The 19,247-nt window shown below is 63.6% G+C and carries 1 protein-coding gene (running past one end of the window); it reads right to left on the reverse strand.

Annotation, left to right across the window (positions count from 1 at the left end; all coding sequences use genetic code 11):
• Positions 1 to 19,247, reverse strand: the 3' portion of a protein-coding gene (locus V6M87_RS25685) for a tandem-95 repeat protein (RefSeq protein WP_332879524.1). It continues 17,542 nt past the right edge of the window; 19,247 of the gene's 36,789 nt are visible here — the last part of the coding sequence; the start codon falls outside the window, past its right edge; it ends in the stop codon at positions 1 to 3.

Below are 19,247 nucleotides of genomic sequence, written 5' to 3' on the forward strand. Positions count from 1 at the left end.
TCATCCAAATACGCGCTTCAACTCATCTATCAGCGCATTTCCAACGGACCCAGTCAGGCGCCGCATCCAGTCTTCGAGCGATTCATTTGCGCTGGCAACAGGCAGCGAATCTCCGCCGATCGCAGAGATAGCGATGCCATTCCCGATAATCGGCGCAGTGACGCTGGCAGTGATGAAGTCTACCTGGCTGCTTGCGAAAATGGCAGTATCGGCCAGATAGTTCACATACGGGCTGACGCCCGCTGGTGTTTCGCAACTGGCACCACTGAGCACCACCAAAGCCAATTCGCGCGTGATCGTCGCACTGCTTCCATTTTCTTGATGAAAACTGCTCGCACGTACCTGCAGAGCAATGCTTCCCGTAAAATTTCGCGGCGGCGTCAATGTGAGCTTTGCGAGGTTCCAGCTGCTGATGTCGACGCTTTGCGAATTGACACCGATGACAACACGTTTCAAGCCATCCGAAATCACAGCGCCAACCGGCAAGCCCAGCAACTCCGTTTTTAGCATTCCCCCTGTATCATTTGTTGCCAAACTCGCAGCAAGCACCGGTAATCCGATTGCGGCATTCATGAAACCATACGCGACATTGGCACTGGCCGGCAAGGTTTCGACGACTCTCAGCGCATCGATCATCGCGCCCTTCGCCGTTCCTGTGTCGCTGGTGCCTTCAAGCTGGATCCGCAAGCTGCGTGGATTGCCGTTACCTTTGAAGCTGAAGCTCAATGCTTCCCAGTTCAGGCCGTTGGTGCCACCCGCGCTTGCATAGCTGCCGATCTGGATACCATCGAGATACACACCGATGCGTGCGTTGGCAGCAGTCAATCCGAGCGCTGCTGCATAATCGAGCGTGAACGAATACGTCGCCCCGTCAATGGTCTCGATGTCGCGCTCGATGCCAGGGGCATCGTAGTAACTGCTCACGCCGCTGTTGACGCCATTCGTCAGCGCCAGCCACTGCTCGCCCGCGCCCTGTGCTGCATTGACGGTGATGTTGCGGCCGGCGGCATTCTGCATGCGGTCGCCGTTGCTCCAGACGATGAACGCTTCATCCTTGGTGTTGCGCACCTCGGCGCCGTCCCAGCCGCTGAACTGATCGACGTTCAGTACGGTGGCGCCGGTCGTGAGATCGAGCACATTTTCCCAACTCGTGTCGACGATGACACGGCTGATGCTGGCGCCGCCTGGCGTTACGGTCAGCACCGGCACCTGCGCCACGCCTTCGATATCGACCAGGAGAGTCCGGCTGACGACTGCCTTGCTGCCCGTCGCCGTTTCGGTCGTCGTCGCGTTCAGTTGCAAGGTGAGCTTGCCGTTGAAACTGGCGGGTGGCGTGATTGCCAGCGCGTAGGTGTTCCAGCCGGTAATGTCGGCCAGCGGCGCCTGGGCCGTCACCGTAAAGTTGTGCGTACCGTCGGTCAGCTTGGTGCCGACTGGCAGACCTGCCAGCGACAACGCCAGCTTTTCGGAACCGTCGGTGTCAGCCAGGCTGGCTTGGATACCCTGCAGCAGCACAGCGCCGCCCTGCACGCCATGGTTCAACTTCACGGTTTCGTTGAGTGAAATGTTATCGAGCATCATGCCGCGCCCGTCCGCATCACGGGCGGTGGCTGCTGTCACGATACGGATCACCTGGTTGCCGCCCGTGCCGACGAAGTTGGCGACGGCATGTTGCCAGTTCAGTGCCGTGTTGCCGCTGGTGTTGTCGAAACTGGCGATCAGCACGTTATCGAGGTAGACCGCAATCCGCGTCGTATTACTGCCGAAGCCCAGGCGTCCGGCCAGGTCGAAACTCAGGCTGTAACTGGCGCCCTTCTCGGTGGCGACCTGGCGGGCGATACCGAGGGTCTGGTACTGGCTGCCGCCGGCATCGTTGATCTCGAGCCAGTTGCTGCCACCGGCGGTCGCTGCGCTTACGGTACGGGTGCGATCGTTGGCATCCGCCATCTGGTCGCCGCTGGTCCAGATCTCAAACCCGTCCCTGCCCCCAGTGATGCCCGTGCCACGGGCATCGGTGCCGGTGATCAGCGACCAGCCGTCGAACACGCCCTGGTTGACCAGGGTCGACTGGTTGTCGACGTTGCGTGCCGACTCCCAACCCGTGTTGAACACCTCGCGCTGAACCGTGTCGCCCAGCAGTTGCAGTTGCGCCGCATCGGCAACCGCCGCAATGTCGATGTCGACATGCGACAGGACCGGTGCAGCATGGCCGTCGGAGACGCTGTAGCCAAGACGCGCGTAATGTGCACGCTGGTTACCATAGCCGGCTGCGGCGTAGCCTGACCCACCCGAGGCGTTTGCCAGCGGGACGAAACGCAGCTTGCCGGCATCCAGGTCCGCCTTGGTGAAGCCCATGCCGACGGTCGCAGCGGTCCAGGCGCCGCTGCGCAGGACCTGCAAATTGCCCTGCGCAGGCAGTTCGATCACCGTGATGGTCAAGGCGTCGCCGTCGGCGTCCTGCACCGCGAAATCGCTCCAGCGCATGACCAGTGCCGTATCCTCGACACCGGTTGCGACCGATACCTGCGCCGTTGGTGCACCATTGAGCGGTGTGACGGTCAAGCGTACCGTCGCCACGTTCGAATCGAGCTTGCCGTCATTGATAACGTAGGTGTAGCTGTCCTGGCCGGCGTAGTTCGCTGCCGGACGGTAGCTGACGCTGCCGTCTGCGTTGACAGTCAGCGTGCCGTGGACAGGACCGCTGACCACGCGCACTGCCAGCTTGTCACCGTCGATGTCGAACGCGGAAGCGAGCGGCTGGAGCGATACGGCCGCGCCTTGCACCATGCTGGCCGACAGGTCGATTGCAACCGGCGCATCGTTCACCGGCAGCACGGTAATGCGCAATGTTGCGCTGTTGGAGAACAGCGCGCCGTCACGCAACCTGAATTGCACTGTGTCGTCACCGTTGAAGTTCGCCGCCGGGGTGTAGCGATAGCGGCCGTCCGCTTGCCGCACAAGGGTACCGTGCAGCGGTGCGGCAAATACTTCGGCGTCCAGCGTGATGCTGTCCACGTCGTAGCCCAGCGTACGCAGGTCGACGACGATCGTACCGTCTTCGTCGAGCGTCACCGTGCCATCCTGTGCGACAGGCGCATCGTTCACTGGCGTGACTACCAGGTTCACCGTGACGACGTTCGAATCGGCCTGTCCATCGCTGATACGGTAAGTGAAGCTGTCGGCGCCCGCGTAGTTCTGTGCCGGACGGTAGATGAAGGTGCCGTCGGCGGCAATGCTCACGCTGCCGTGTTGCGGCCCCGTGACCACGTATGCGCTCAGCGTGTCGCCGTCGATGTCGGATGCGCCCGTCAACGGGTCGAAACTGACCGCGTCGTCTTCGTCCAGCGTCAGGTCGCGTCCCGTGAGTACAGGGGCATCGTTGACCGGTTGCACGTCGATATGCAGCAGCGCTTCGGCCGAATCCAGCTCGCCATCGTTGAGGACAAAGCGTATGCCTTCCTCGCCGAAGTAGTTAGCCTCCGGACGGTAGAGCCACCGGCCGTCATCCTGGCGCGTGAGCGTGCCGTGCGCCGGCATGCCGGTCACGCGCACACTCAGGGCGTCGCCATCGGCGTCGGTGCCGAAGGCAGCGAAGTCGAGCATGATGCTGCCGTCTTCGAGCATCGTCATGCTGGCATTGTGCGCGGTCGGGGCCGTGTTCGATAACAGGACCGTGAATCGCACTGTGACGGGTGTGGACGTGCCGGTGCCGTCGTCGGCGACATACGTGAATGCATCGATGCCGGCATAGGCCGCGTCGGCCACATAGGTCCAGGTGCCGTCTGCATTTTCGAGGATGCTGCCATGCCCGGGCTGGATCAGCACCCGAGCGGTGAGCGCATCGCCGTCGGCATCGGTGACACCGGCCAGCGGATTGAAGGACCATGGCGCACCGGCGGTGACCGTTGCGTCGATCAGGCCTTGTTCGGCAAAGGGCACGTCGTTAACCGGACGCACCGTGATGCGGACGGTGGCAACGTTGGACTGGCCGTCGCTGCTGGTGAAACGATACGTGAAGCGGTCTTCGCCGTGGTAGTTCTCCTCAGGAACGTAGCGCGGTTGCCCTGCAGCGTCGAGTGTCACGACACCATGCAAAGGGCCGGCGACGATCTCGACCACGGGCGCAACGGGACCGCCCGGAAGATCGTTGGCGAGTACCGGGACAGTGACCGCAGTATCCTCATCGATCATGATCGTGTCGTCAGTTGCGATCGCCTGTTTGACCAGGTGGATATCGCGGATCGATACGCTGCTGTTCGTGGCGCCGAAGCCGATCAGGTCGAACGAGAGACTCGCTGTTTGCCCGGCAAAGGCGCCGTCTTGCAGGTCCAGATAGTAGGTCGTGCTCCCGTCGGTGTTGAGCACCTTTCGAATTGCCGATGACATGGCAGCCTGGCCGCTTGCCTGAATATTGAGGACGGCATCGGAGAGCGCCAATCCATCGGTATCGACCAACGACGCGCCATTTTGCCTGGACAAAAGCGCCACCTCGAAGGCATCGCGCGGTCCCGAACTGTCATCCGCCATTTGGTTATTGACAGTAAATGCCAGATAGCGATCCTGCGCTCCGATGACGAAGGACTGTTCGAGGTGCGCATTGCTAACGGCGCTCTCAGCCAGTACGAGTTCGCCATTGCCTCCCCGCACAACCGCTGCACTCGTCCAATTGTCGAAGCCTTCCAGGAGTGTATCGTGGATGACCGATGCCCATTGCGGCTCTCCCGTTCCCGAAATGATGCTGGCTGACCCGCCGCCGATCACGCTGGCGTTGCCCAGGTCGTAGAGGTTTGACAGCGTCAACCCAAGGGTGGCGAGGTCTTGCGCAGAGGGCAAACGCCGCACACCAGGGTCGAGATAACGCGACATCACTGTCTCACCACCATCGATACTGTCAAGGCCAAGGACATGGCCAAACTCATGAATCAGCACGGTCAGGAGATCCAGGCGCGACTTGGCAGCGCTGTTCGGCTTCGCTGCAAGATCGGATGCGCCGGATCTTTGTTCAAATTCATCATTGTCCGCAGGCGAATTTCCCACATACCAGCCCCAGCCAGCCCCGTCCTCGGACAGCGTGATCTGGTTTCCTAGCGTAACGGCAGCCAGCGTTGGCGCAAGCGCGCCGATTCGCAGATGCACTTCATCGAGCGAACCGCTTGGCACGCCCGCGGCAATCCAGTAGCGGCGGGCGCTTTCAACGACGGATTGCACGTCATTCAGGGCGAGTGGAACAATATCCGCTGCGTTCCCATGTTTTGTCACAGACTGTGGAAGAGGTATTCCTGTGGCCATGCGGAATATCGTGGCCGTCGCTTTGCCAGAATTGGATTTGGTTGGCTTAGCTTCCGGTATCGAAATCTTGACGCCAATCCCCTGAATCGTGTACCCATCTCTGTCAATTAATGTACGCATTCTGATCGCTGCTTGCCTCTGCGCCGGATCCTGCAAGCTTTTGTTACTGATATGATTAGCTGCAGCCTGCTTGATCCAACGCCCGACCTGACCGAACGTCGGCTTTTTGGCCTGCCCGGGCGTAGGCTTGATGGTGCTCTTGATTTCAAGTGCCCAGATGATTTTGTTATCATCGTCGATCCAATACCCGTCGAATCCATTATCTGACACGTTGACGAGTGGCTTGAAATCTGCACCCGTTGCCTGGTTCATGAACAGAAGAACCAGCTTTTCAGCCAGCATTCCGTCGTTCTTTCGACTCGATTTGGGAACGTGAATGACTGGCGTCTGCAAAAACGTTACAGGCGAGAGCGGGATCGATCTCAAGTCGAGCTTGCCACCTGCGACTGAAGCCTGAATTCCAGGCACGATCGTAAATCCAACTTGCATCAGGACTTCAAGGCTTTGTATATTCGTGTTTTTCGCCAGCTTCTGGACTCTTACGCTCAGCGCCTCAACAGTTTGCGCCATCCTTGTCACTGTTCGCGGAAGTTTGATCCTGGCTCGCGCCGCCCTTGCGTTTCCAGCTGCTGCGGCAACGTTCGGCTTCGCATCGAATTTTGACTTTTTCGCGCCGACAAATGCCGCCGCGGCGTCTGTCAACGCCAGGGCCATCCCGGCAAATTCGCCGTCCAGTGCTTTATTGAACGCGTCATAGATATCAATCGCGGCGCCGCTGAACTTATTTCTGTACAGCAGATCCCCAATAATGGCACGCCAGAACTCATCGGCTGTGATTTCTTCCTCGGCGAATTGCCGGCCAATCTCGCTGAGCCCCGGCATGTCCGGCATGGGTTCATTCATGATCAGGCGGTTCAGGGTATACACGCCTTGGAGCAAGACATCTGCCAGCTGAAGGGGTAACTGTATGAAGCTTGATCCAATGCCTTCGGCCGTTCCGGCCCAGTCCCCTGCCGGTGTTTCGTCGTCAGGTTCCATTGCGTTGAATACCTTGGCCGCTTCGGCCATGTTGTCGAGCTGACTGTCGTTTGGCATCTCCAACCGCGACAGCAGGCCACCCGCAACCGCATTCGACAGGAACCAGAAGCCCGACATCAGCCGCAGCGCTTCTTTCGACGCTACCGTCGTCACGTCTTCATAAATTTCCTCGGCGGACGAAGACGCTTCCTTGACTGCCGCGCTTACACGGTCGGACAATTGCGACCACATCGACCCGGACGTTTGCAACGCGGCGGCCACATTCGCAGGAACGGCGGTGAATTTCGCCGGCAAATTACCCTCGGTTTCGGTATCCCATACCGGCGCCGTCGCCATGCCGTAAATCCAGCCGAACTGCTGGTCGTCGTTGGAACCGTTGTAGCGCGATGGCGTGACGCCCGGGATCTGCGGACCGCCAGGCGACGTCCGGTCGATCGGCGTCGACAACGGTCGCCCCTTGGCATCGATGGCAGCCTGGATCAAAAGCGGCGCATCCCATATGAACAGGGCCTTGTAGATCCGGTCCATATTGTTCGAGTAATCCTCGACCAGCACGCTGGCGTACAACTTGCCGTCCGCTGTCAGCGAGATCTGGTCAATCGAACCATCCTGGATCGGCGTCGTCGCACCGAGGAAGTAAGGTCCGCCATTTTTACCAAGAGGATCCTTGATCACCCCGATTTTTCCGCCGATCTGGTGACCGGCACCCCAGCCTTCATAGTCCGTGTAATGGGTGTCGTTGAAGATATAGTTCAGATCGGACACCAGCGCGTACTCTTCCCCACCGTAGACCGCCATGACGATGCCGTTCGCGCGCTGGATATTCTCCTGGAACTTTTTTTCCAGCCATGCACTGTCAGACGCCTGCGGTGTCAACAATGTCGAGGCGATTGGCAACAGGTCGCCCAACGTTCCTTTTTCACCGATATCGAAACGTATGCCAGCCACACCCCGGTCATAATCCTTCGCGTTGGTCAGCAAGAATTCGCCGGGCTTGGCACCGGTGGTGATGAACATCGGCCCTTTGCCCTGGTTCGATTGCGGGTAGTCCGACAGTGCCACTGTTTTAATGGCACTGGTGCCAATCTTGCCATTCACGTCGACCAGACCGAGGTCGATCACGTACACGTTGCCGGGAGTCGTGGCCGGGGCATTGTTGATGGCGATACGATCCGCCATCGCCGTCACTGCCAGATACCGTCCGGAATTGACCGCGGATGCCATGAATCCTCCCGGACTCGCCATGGCCGGCAGTGCCAGAACTTGCTGCGTTTTCAGGAAGCCGGACGACATCTGGTCGATGTTAATGCGCAGCAGGCGGCCATTGGAAGCGGTGCCGTACTGATTGCCCTCGGTGACATACAGCCAGCCGCCGTTGGCGAGCAGGCTCGAGATTTGCGTGGTCGAGTTCTGCACGTTGACCGTGTAGACGATTGCCTTCGTTTCCGTGTCCATGACATAAATCTTGCCATTGCGCGCAGCGACGAATGCCAGGGTACCGTCCGGCGTGAATGCGATCTGGTTGGTGTAGTAACCCGAGAAATCCAGCGGTGCGCCAGCATCGTCGACTTTTACTTCCGTCACCAGATCGATGGCTGTATTGCCCAGGCTGGCCGCGTCGGGCGTGCTCGACTTGAACACGTGAATGGTGTCTTTATTTGTAACAAGCACATCCTCGAAGCCACCGTCCAGCCAGCTCTCGATGTAGCTGCTGGTAGACCACTTGTCAGGGACGCTCGCTCCATTTGGTCCGGACACTTTGGCAGCACGCTCGATATAGATGTCGTGCTGTGACAGGGAAATACCCGGCGGAACATTAATTGAAATTGAACCGTCGGCGCCGATGGTGGCGGCAAACGTCTGCCATATCAGGCCGCGGTCTGGCGCCGTGCCGGAGGCCGTCTGTGCCGGAAGCTGGTCGCCACGCGGGACGAGTCCGATACGCAGTTTGAAATTCCCTTTGGCCTGGTCGGGCGGAATGAAATTGGTCCCCGTCAGCGTCAGTTTTCGCAAACTCGGATCAAACGCAAGGCCTGTAATATCCGGTGCATACGGATCCGAAGGGTCGGGCGGCGAAGCATCGAACGACAACGCAATTTTGTTCGCGTCAAAGTCCGTTCCCGGTACTTGTTTCTGATAGGAGCCGCTGGTCGTGTAACTGATCAGCGACACGACCGACATGGCGGCAAAAATACCCAGGGCTGCCGTCGCCATGAACGCCGTGGGCGCCATCGCGATATTGGTTTGGGGCGACCAGATCGCGTCCCAATTGAGCAAGCTGCCGCTTACCTTGGTTTCACCCGTATTTTCGTTGATGTCAACGCGGCTGGACGTGACCAGCATGGTGCCGGAGCCCGTAATGCCGCCGAACGGCGGGCTCGACGTCCGCGCCATGCCATCGCTGCCCACGACACCATTGTCGACCAGCCACCATGTGTCGTGGCTGACGCCTGCTGCGTCGTTGATCGTACCCTTCTGCCAGAAAAACACTTCGGTGCCTGCTGCAAGCGGGCCGGAACCATCCGCGGCAGTGACGTTGACCGCGAGTTGCAGCGGCAGCGCCGATGTCTGGTCGCCGATATGAATATCCACCGCACCAATCGCCTGCATCAAGTCCGGCACCGGCAAGGCAAGCCCCAAATCGGTCAAGCTGTGCGCATTGACCGATACCGTGGCATCGTTCTGCAAGGCGCCGGGGGCGACCATGATCAGGTTGCCCTGGGCATCCGCAACCGACGCGCCGTCGGCTGCCACCACGAGTGCGCTGCCGACAGCCGGCTGCTCCACCCGCAGCACAATGTCGTGCTGCATGCCGCCATTGACGACCGAGATCAGCGCCAGGCCCGCGCCTTTTGCGAGGATCAAGCCATCAGGCGAAATTTCTGCCACATCGGGATTGCTGATGTAGTAGCGCGTACCACTGGCGGCCGACGAGATATTGGTATGGTCGGGCAGCGTGACTTTCAGCTGGCGCTGACCGGTTCCCGCAGGCAGGTCGATTGCGCGCGGATACACGTCGACGTCGAACGTTTGCGCCTTCATTAACAGATTCACTTCCGAATCGACGCTGATTGTCGTAATGCCTTCGATGCCGCGCGCGCGCGCGCTGAGCACAGTGACGCCGGCCTGAATGGCCCGCACCATTCCGTTATCCTGTAACGCAAGCACGCCTGCGTTAGAGCTGCTCAGATGGGCGAACGACGCATCGACTGCAACGCCTTTCTCATCCGCGAAATCGGCAGTCACCTTCACCTGAACGGATCCGCCCAGCGCGATCGCAGCGATACGGTCGACATGCAGCATGACCAGCGCAGCCCCACTGACATCCACCCCCACCTCGATCGGCGCCCCAACCGCATACCCATCGTCGGCCTGCACCGTGATGCTCGCGTGCCCGGAGAACCCCGGTTCCGGCGTAAAGATCAATGTCTGCCCATCGGCCGCCAGGCGCGCCGTGCCGTGGGTGGCGCCGAGCACCTTCCAGAACACGGTGTCGCCTTCCAGGTCCGGCGCCAGCGTATCGAGGCCCACGCTGGTGCCAAGGTCGGTATGCGTCTTGACCAGGTGCGCCAGGTCGGCCGCCGGCGCTGCCGGCGCCTGGTTGGTGCGCACGCCATAGTTGGCATACAGGAGCTGGCGGTCAGCCGCGTTAACCAGGCCGTCGCCGTCGATGTCGCCACCGACGGCGCCAGCGGCCAGCATCTGCTCGAACAGCGCGCTGTCGGCGCCGTCGAGCTTGCCGTCCCGGTTCAGGTCGCCGGCCAGCGCGATGCGGACGTCGACTTGTCCGGCACCCTGCAGCGTCAGCAATTTCATGCCTTCCTCGGTCACCCGCAGGATGGTGGTGGTGCTGGCGCCGCTATGCGCACTGCCGAGAATGGTGGCGCCGACCGTGCCCAACTGGACGGTTGCGCCTGTGGTGGTCACGGCAATCAACACCGTGCCGGCCGCGCCCGGCGTCTTGATGCTGGACGCCAGTTCCGTGGCGCGCACGGTGAAACTCAGGTTGAGCGGGGTGCCGGCCGAAAGTACCCCGTTCCAGGTATTGGCGCCGATACCGGCGGCACTTGCTGCGGCGGTCCAGTTAACCGCCGCGCCGAGGCTGGCCGTGACCGGCTCGGTGATCGGCGTGCCGTCGGCATGGTAGCCATATTGGGCGCCGGTGTCGGCGCCGCCCAGGGCGCGCACCAGGCTCAAACGACCCTGGGTATCGTAACGATAGGCGTACGACGCACCGCCATCGACGGCGCCGGTGACAGGTCCGGCGATGTTCACGATGCGACCAAGCGCATCGCGCAAGAAGGTGACGCGCGCGTTGGCATCGGCGCCGACCAGCGCGACACCGCTGTCGCTCACCAGCCACTGCTGGCCGTCGGTGAACGCCACCGCCATCATGCGGCCTTGCGCATCGAGCTGATAGCGGGTGCCGTCCGGACCCGTGAGCGTGTAAGCCGCCGGTTGCCAAGGCAGGCCGGTGACCGCGTCGTACAGGCGCGTACCCTGGCGCTGCAGGCTGACCGCCTGGCCATCGAGCCCATTCTGGGCGTCGATGGTGGTCGCCTCGAGGGTCCAGCCATTCGATGTCGTGAATTGCGGATGCACCACCACTGGCGCGCCGTCGACGATGCCCTGGCCGTTGGCTGCCACCTGGGACACGGCGCCCAGCGTGAATTGCAAGTATTGCGTGGCGGCGCCGGCGGCGCTGACACTGCCCGGCATTTGCAGCCAGAGGCGCGCACCGTCACGCCAGGCAGCCAGGCCGTCGCTGCCGTCGGACGTCACCTGGTCGTTCGTCAGGTGCGTGGCCAGCAGTGGCAAGGACCAGTTGCCTATGTCGCCTTCGACACCCGCTGCCAGGGTGCGGGTCAGCGCCAGCGTATGGCCGCCCAGCGTGAAGCTGGCGTCGGTGACGCTGGCAAGGTCGAGCGATTTATTGGCGCTGTCGATCACCACGCGCGTGTCGATCTCGCTGGTGCGTCCGGACAGGTCCCAAGCCGTCAGGCGCAGCTGGTAGACGCCGTTCGCGAACAGCGCCGGGTCGAGCGTGGCCAGATCGAACAAGCCGTTCGCACTGGTGGCGCTGCTGTCCGCGCCGCCGATCCGGGTCCAGTTGTTGCCGGAACCGCTGGCGAGCTCCAGCTTCCATCCCATCAGCTGCGCCTCGGCGAGGTTCGCCTGCAGACTGATGGTGCGCGACACCGTCAATGGCGCAGTACTCAAGCCGGCCGGCAGTGCGCCGCCCCAGGTCAGCAGCGGTGCGGCGGTATCAAGCGGATCGCGCACGCGAATCTGCTGGACAGAAGTGGTGCGGAAGCCATCCACGTCGGTGGCCACGATGCGCACTTCCATGATGCCGGCCGTGGCCGGCGTCAGGCGCACGCGCCCGGCGCTGTCCAGTACTGCATCGGTCCAGCCGGCGCTGCCGGGCGCACGCACCTGGGCCGTGATGCTGGCCATGGCGCTGAAGCTGCTGGCGCGCACGGTCGCAAGCACGGTCTGGCCCGGCAACACCGGCGTGGCCGGCGTCAGGTCGACCAGCACCACCGGGGCGTTCATGGCCGCATCGGCGACCACGCGCAGGGTGAACGTGCGGGTGACGGTGTCGGCGCCGTCGGTCACGCGCGCGGTGACCACCACATCGCCCAGTTGCCCCGGTCCCGGGGTCCAGCTGAGCGTGCCCGCCTGGGCGTCATACACGGCGCCCTGCGGCAGGTTGTCGAACGATACATGCAGCGCTTGCGTCTGCGCCGCGCCGTCGATGTCGCTGACGCGAATGGCATTTGCGGGGCCGCCGCTGCCTTTGACGACTGGCAGCACGACACTCTGGCCGACCACGAGCGCATGGCTGGCGACGTCGATCTGCGGCGCCCGGTTGACGTCGAGCACGCGCACCTGCACCGAGGTGATACTGGTTGCCACGCCGTCGCTGGCGGTAAAGCGGAAGGTGTACAGCCCGGCTTTGGTGGCGGCGTTGTCGACCGCATTGGCGTCCGGCGTCCACTCGAAATACCCTGTGGCCGCGTCGAAATGCACGCCGCCCGGGGTGGTGGCGTCATGCAGCAGGGACAGGCCGACGAGGTCGCCGTCCGGGTCCGAACTGCGCACCGAGAAGCCGAGCGTCTGGCCTTCATGCACGATCTGGATCGGCATCGGCAGCACCAGCGGCGCCTGGTTGACGTTCGCCACCCGCAATTCGATGGTGCGCGTGACCGAGGCGGCGCCGTCACCGGCGCTGATAACCAGTTGGTACACGCCCGAGGCGCCGCCCTGGGCCGCCAGCATGCCCGGAGTCCAGCGCAAGATCAGGCTGGCCTGGCCGTTCGCGCCGGCGCTGCGCTCCATCACCATCCCGGCCGGCAAGCCGGTAACGGTCCAGTTCATCGCGTCGAAGTCGGCGTCCTGCACGACGACCGAGAGTGCCACCGGCACACCTTCAGTAGCCTGCATGACCGCCCCGCCATTGCTGGCCGTGACGCTGGCACCAGTGGCATTGATCGCCAACAGTTCTGGCGCACTGTTCGCGGCCCGCACCACGATGCGCAGGTCGCTGAATACCACGTTAGCCCGGGCCACGAAATCGGCGCCCAGCGGGATGCCGGCATTGACCGGCGGCAGGCCGCTGTCGCTGACCTGCAGGCTGATATCGTAACTGCCCAGCTGGGCCGCCGTCGGCGTCCAGCTGATATAGGCATTGCCGTACTGCGGGTCGACGACAATGTGCGCGCCGTCCGGCAATCCCTGGGCGCTGTAGTCCAGCGCATCCTGGTCCGGATCGGACACCTTGATCGGGATGCGCAATTCCTGCCCCACCAGCGCAACCGAGCGCGCCGGGACAGTCACGACCGGTGGTTCGGTCAGGCTGCTGGCGGTCAGAACGAACGTGGTCGCGCTGGCCAATGCCTTCGACGGGTCGCCGCCGCCATTGTTCTGGGCCACCACGGTAATCGTGTAGTCGCCGCGGTCGCCGGCACCCGGGGCGAAGTTGATGACAGCGCTGGCATTGGCGCCGCTGCCGGTCTGCGTGAACGTTGCGAAGCGCGGCAGGCCGACCACGGTCAACGTGACCGGCTGGCCGTCCGGGTCGGTGGCGCTGATTGGAATACTCAGCTGCGCGCCCTTGCCGACAATGGCACTGGCGATGCTGGCCAAAACCGGCGGACGGTAGGATTGTTCGACCACGATCGGGATGACGACCTGGCTGAAGGCAGGCATGCCGCCATCGCCATTATCTGTCGCCGTCACGGTGACCTGGTAGGTGCCGGCCTGGGCGTAGCCGGGCGTCCACAGGATTTCCAGTGTGTCGGCGTCGAAGCGCGCGCCTGGCGGCAAGCCATCGACCTGATAATGCACGGTGGACGTGCCCTGCCCTTCGGACAGCGCGCCCGTGGGGTTGATCGGGTTGAGACGGATTTTGGGTGCGAAGTCCGGATTGTCCGGATCGAACGCGAACACGCTCACCTGCAGCGCCTGGCCTTCGAGCACCTGCCAGCTGTCTGCGGCGGCGAATATCGGCGCGCCATTGGCGTTGAGAACATTCAGGACCAGGTTTTGGGTGACTTTGGTCGTGACGGCCGCGCCGCCGTTCGGTGGCGTGAAGGTTGCCGTCACGACCACCGGCAGCGTGAACGTGCCGTGCTGGTTGTAGCCCGGCGTCCAGTCGAACCAGCCGGTGTCGCGGTTAAGCGTGGCGCCGCCAGGCAGCATGGCGATGTCGTAGGTGAGCGTGACACGGGTACCGTCGGCCTGCACCAGGCCGCCCGGCACGCTGGCGCCCAGGTGAAACGCGAAGCGCTCGCCTTCACGCAGCGCCTGGGCCGCGATCGGGGCAATCGCCGGCTTGGCGTAACCCTGGTCGACGTGGATGTCGAAGCTCTGGGTCGTGACGGTCTTGCCGTCGCTGACCACCACCGTCACATCCTTGTAGTCGCCAGCCTGGTCGTAACCCGGCTTCCAGTTCAGCATGCCGGTGGCAGCATTGAAGCTCGCGCCGGGCGGCAGGTTGCGCACGATGACCGTCAAGGCGTTGCCGTCGGCGTCGAATACACCGACCGGCAGGGCCAGAACCTGGCCTTCAGTCAGCTTGATGTCACCATCGAGGCTGACGACCGGCGCGTTATTGGCGCCGGCCACGTCGATTGCGTAGCGCTGCATGACCACGCCGCCGCGGCTGTCCTGCACCCGCACCACGATTTCGGTGCTGGCCAGGTCGCCCGCAGTTGGCGTCCAGGTCAACGTTGCCGTATTGCGGTAGCCGCCGGAGACCGGGTCCACCATGCTGCCGGGTGTGAGCGTCAGGCCGGCCGGGCCTTGTACCAGTTGCCAGAAGAAGGTGCGGCCATCCTTGTCGTCAGCTGCCAGCGTGGCGGTCCACGGCGTGCCGGCCGTGGCGTCCGGCAGCACCTGCATTGTATCGGTGCCATTGTCGCCGCCGCCGAACACGGCCTCGATGAGTTGATACAGGACATCCACTTCGGCATCCGACAGAGCGGCCGGCAGCTGCAGCGCTTTCAGAACGTCCGCATCGGACGCGGTGTCGCTGAAATCAGTTTTTGCGATCCGCTCTTCCAGCGCAGCGCGGCTGGCCAGTCCGCTGTGCAACAGCAGCGCTGCCAGTGCTGCCGGGTCCACGTTGTCCTGGGGTTCGGTGGCGCCGACGATGGTCAACGTCGGCCGCGTGTTCTGGTACGGCACCGCATAGATGCTGTGCGCCAGGTTGAATTTGACCAGCTGGCCGCTGTCGGCATCGGTACCGACCACGCGCGCCGACGGCAGCACCGTCACGGTCTGGTTGGCCAGCGTGGCACCGGGCGCCAGCTTGCCGCCCAGTGCGGCAAGAGCATTGCTCACGTCGATCGTCCACATGCCCGACTGTGCATTGGCGCCAAGAATGTTACTGCCGAAATACTGGCCCGGGTCGAGCAGCAGTGTCAGCGGACCATACAGGTCGTCGGTGCCAGTGTTGGTGATGCTGATGTCGTAGCTGACCGCGCCAGTAGCATGGTTGGCGCGGGTGTTCGTGAAGGTCAGTTTGATGCTGCTGGAGAAGTCGAGCAGCGTGGTAAAAGTCGACACATAGGTCCGGCCCAGTGCCACGCCGCCAGCGCTGGCCAGCCCCGGCTGCACTTCCAGCATCCATTGGCCCGGCGGCAGGTCCGGCAAGGTCAGGATGGCCAAGCGGGTGGCCGCGTTCCAGCGCACGGACAACGGCGTGAGCGACAAATCACTGTTGCCGCCCACCGCGACAAGGCGGTAATTCAGGGGATTGAGGGCCGACGCCGGGTCAGTCGGGTCGCTGTCTTCGCCAAGCCACATGGCCTGGTCAAAACTGACCGCAATGTTCGTCACCGGCAACGGCACCATCGCCCCATTCGGCACGCTCGATCCAATCACCGTCGGCGCCCGCATCGGCGCAATTTCGTCGATATGCCCGGTCTGGCCAACCAGGATGCGGCCATCGGCAGTGGCCAGGATGGACTGCGCATTGGTCCCGCCGTCGGCCACTTTCAGCACGCGGCGCGAGGCCAGTTCGACCATCCACAGGCCGGCCGTGTGCGGTGTTGCACTGCTGCCCGAGGACGGCGTCTGGCCTGGTGCGCTCGAGGCCAGCAGGAGACCCGCCAGCGGCGAGCCGGCCGCACCAAACGCAATGCTGTCGATGTTGGCGGCCAGGCGGTATTCGAGCTGCGCGCGGCCCTTCTCGACGCCGGTCAGCGGGAAGCTGATGATGTCGGTCGTGGCGTTCGGCTGCGACGACGTGATCGTGCCGCCGGTCCAGCGCACCGCCCACAGGCGGCCGTCCGGGCCGAAGGCCAGGTCGCTCACCGCCACGTTCGAGAAATGCTTCCATGCGGTGGACGGATGTTGGGCTTTGGGGTCGAACATCTCGACGCCATTGCCCGACGAAACGTAGACGGTGCCGGTGGCCGGGTCGATCGCCAGCGCCTGGGTCAGCGGTGCGCCGCCCGGGCCGCTCATGCGTTCGACGATGCGCCCGCTGCCGGCGTCGACCAGCAGCAGTTCATTGCCGGTCAGGACCCACAACTGGCCGAGACTGTCGATGGCCATGTCGAGCACCGGGGCGTCGAGCGTGAACAGCGGCGTGACATTGTGGCCGCCGTCCTTCGGATAATAAAACACCTGGTTGCGCAGCGCGCCCGCGCTGGCCAGGATGGCGCCGTCGGCCAGTTGCACCATCGCCTGGGCGCCGATGCCGCCCTGACTCGCCTGGTAGCCGTCGGCGAAGCTGCGCAGTGTCAGCGGCGCCAGCACGGTTTGCAAATCGCCGCCCTGGGCCGGCGCGACAAAGCCCGGCAAGCCTGCGCTGGCGACGCCGAAGATCGGATTGGCCGGATACGTGCGGTCCAGCGTTGCGGCCGGCAGTTGCGCCGACGTTTGCAGGACCTGGTTGCCACCCAGCGCGTCGAGCGCCGCCTGGCTGCCGCCGTCGTCCGGCAGCACGGCGTTGGTGATGGTGGCGGCCTCGCGGTTGCCGGCCACGTCGGTGGCGGCAGCCAGAAATTCGTAGGTGTGCCCAGGCTCGCCGGTGAACACAGCCTGTCCTTCGGCGGCGCTGACCTGCTGCTTCCAGATCATGAAGTCGCCACCATCTTTGGCAACGTACAGCGTGACCGATTTCACGCCGCTGGCGTCGTCAATGGCTTTCCACGTCACGTTGAACGATGGCGCAGTGCCAGGCGCGGCGGCCAGGGTGCGCACCGTCAGCGCGGTCTGTGGCGATTTCGCGTCCAGCGTCACGTTGACCGTGGCGCTGTCGACCGGCGGCGCGCTGCCGATGAAGATACGCGCAGATGCGCCGATGGTGGCGCCCGATGGCGCCGTGGCGCTGGCGTTGACGGCGTAGCTGACGAAACCGCGGTTGGCGTTGGCGTCGAGGCTGGACGGCGCCAGCAAGCCACGCGTCGGATCGTTCAGGACTTCGCCGGTGGCCGGATCGATTGCCTGCAGCAGCCAGGTGGCGGTGCCGGTGGCGGCATCGATGCCGCCGGTCACGCGCAGGATAAAACCCTTGCTGCCGGTGAAATCAAAGTCACCTGCAAAGGCGGCGCGGTCGGCCGGAATATGGATGTTGATGTCGCCGATTTTCAGGTCGTTCAGGCGCAGCGTGCGCGCGTCGAGGTCCGGGTCGAGCTGGGTGACGATGCGCACTTCACCCACGGCGTTGCCGCTCTGGTTCTGGAACGACACCGTGTACGGCAATGCGACACCGGCCGGCACATAGGCCAGGCCGTCGGCCGCCGGCAGCGCTTGCGGGCCGCGCACGCTCACCGCAGCGTCGGCGGCGCTCGCTTGCGCCGCGCTCTGGCGCAGGTACTGGGCCAGGTTCAGCGCTTGCGGGCCGACCGGCTTGAACTCGGCGTCCAGCAGGCCGATGTGGCGCAGGTATTCCAGTTCGGCCTGGCCGCCAGAGAAGATGTTGAAGTTGATGAAGTGGGTCGCGCCAGCGGCGCCGGCGTTGTAGTCGGCGCCGTTCGGCGCCAGCGGCACCGGAATCTCGACGCTGTTGCCATGGCTGTCTTCGCGCCCTTCGACGTAGTCGACAGGCGCGGTGGCGCCCTGGGCGTCGCCGGCAAAGCGCGCCGTGTCGCCATACCACTGCTGCACCTTGTCGAAGAACGCCAGGATGCTGGCCTGGGTCTGGTAATTTTCGCCGCCCTTGGCCAGCAGGATGCCGGCCGCCAGCGTGGCGTTCAAGCTGAGCACCAGCGGATCGAGACGGATTGGTGGCGCTTCGTCTAGCGGACGCAACAAACCGGCCGCTTCCAGCGCGGCAAGCCAGCCGCTGGTCCATTGCACGCTGTCGGCGGCCAGCACCTGCAGCGGCACCGGCGCGGTTGGATCGGCGAGGATGGCGGCGCGCAGGCGCAGCGCATAGGTGCGCTGCTCGGCGATGAATTCAGCGCGCGTGATCGGCGTGGCGGTGCCGAATACATTGAAGCGGAACGGCATCGCCAGCCACTCCTGCGCGCTGACATGTTCGTCGGGGTCAGTGGAGAGGAACCGCTTGGCCAGGCCTGCCTGGATTTTATCGAGGTCGGCAGCGCCGCCGTCGAGCAGGCCGCTGGCGCGCCAGTCCGGCCGCAATTCATACAAGCGCTCGCGCAGGCCGTCGAAATCGTGCGCCAGCCATTCCTTCAGGCCCGGGTAGGTCTGCACCTGGAAGCTGGCGCCGACCATGCCACCGCCCGCCACGTCGAAGGCGTAGCCTGGCGTGAGGTTGTAGCCGTTGGTATTGACCTGGCCGTCGAGCTGGGCCCACGGGATGTCCGCGCGCGGCGTGCCATCGGTCGGGGTGGCGCCGTAGTTCTGCGTGTTGGCGCTGTTGGGCAGCGTCTGGCCCTGGGGCGTGCCGCCCACGGTGCTGGAAAACACGACGTACGGCAGGCCGAGGCCACCCAGCACGTCGGCACTGTTGCCCATATTCGAGCTGCCCACGTCGAAGCGCACGTACGGCGTGTCGACGTTGGTCAGGCTTTGCAGGGTCACGCTGTACAGGGCGCTGTCGCCCGGCGTAACCTGCTGGGTGCCGCCGATGCCGATGGTGACGTCCGGCTGCACCATGCGCTCGACCAGGTAGCGGTATGGTTCGGTGACGGTCTTGCCGTCCGGGTTGATCACTTGCAGGTCATAGGTCCCGAGCGGCACGTTCTGCAGGTCGAACACGGCGCGGATGTGGGTCGCGTCGAGCACTTGCCAGCGTTCCGGCTGGATCTCGAAGATACCCGGGCGCGACAGTTTCACCAACGCGCCGGCCTTGAACTGGGCGCCGGCAATATCGACCGTGACCCAGCGGTGATCGGCATCGCCGGTCCCGCCCGAGTCCGGGGTAACGCTGGTAATCG

Origin of the sequence: Massilia sp. S19_KUP03_FR1, assembly GCF_036688685.1 — a bacterium.
GTDB lineage: Bacteria > Pseudomonadota > Gammaproteobacteria > Burkholderiales > Burkholderiaceae_D > JALYUM01.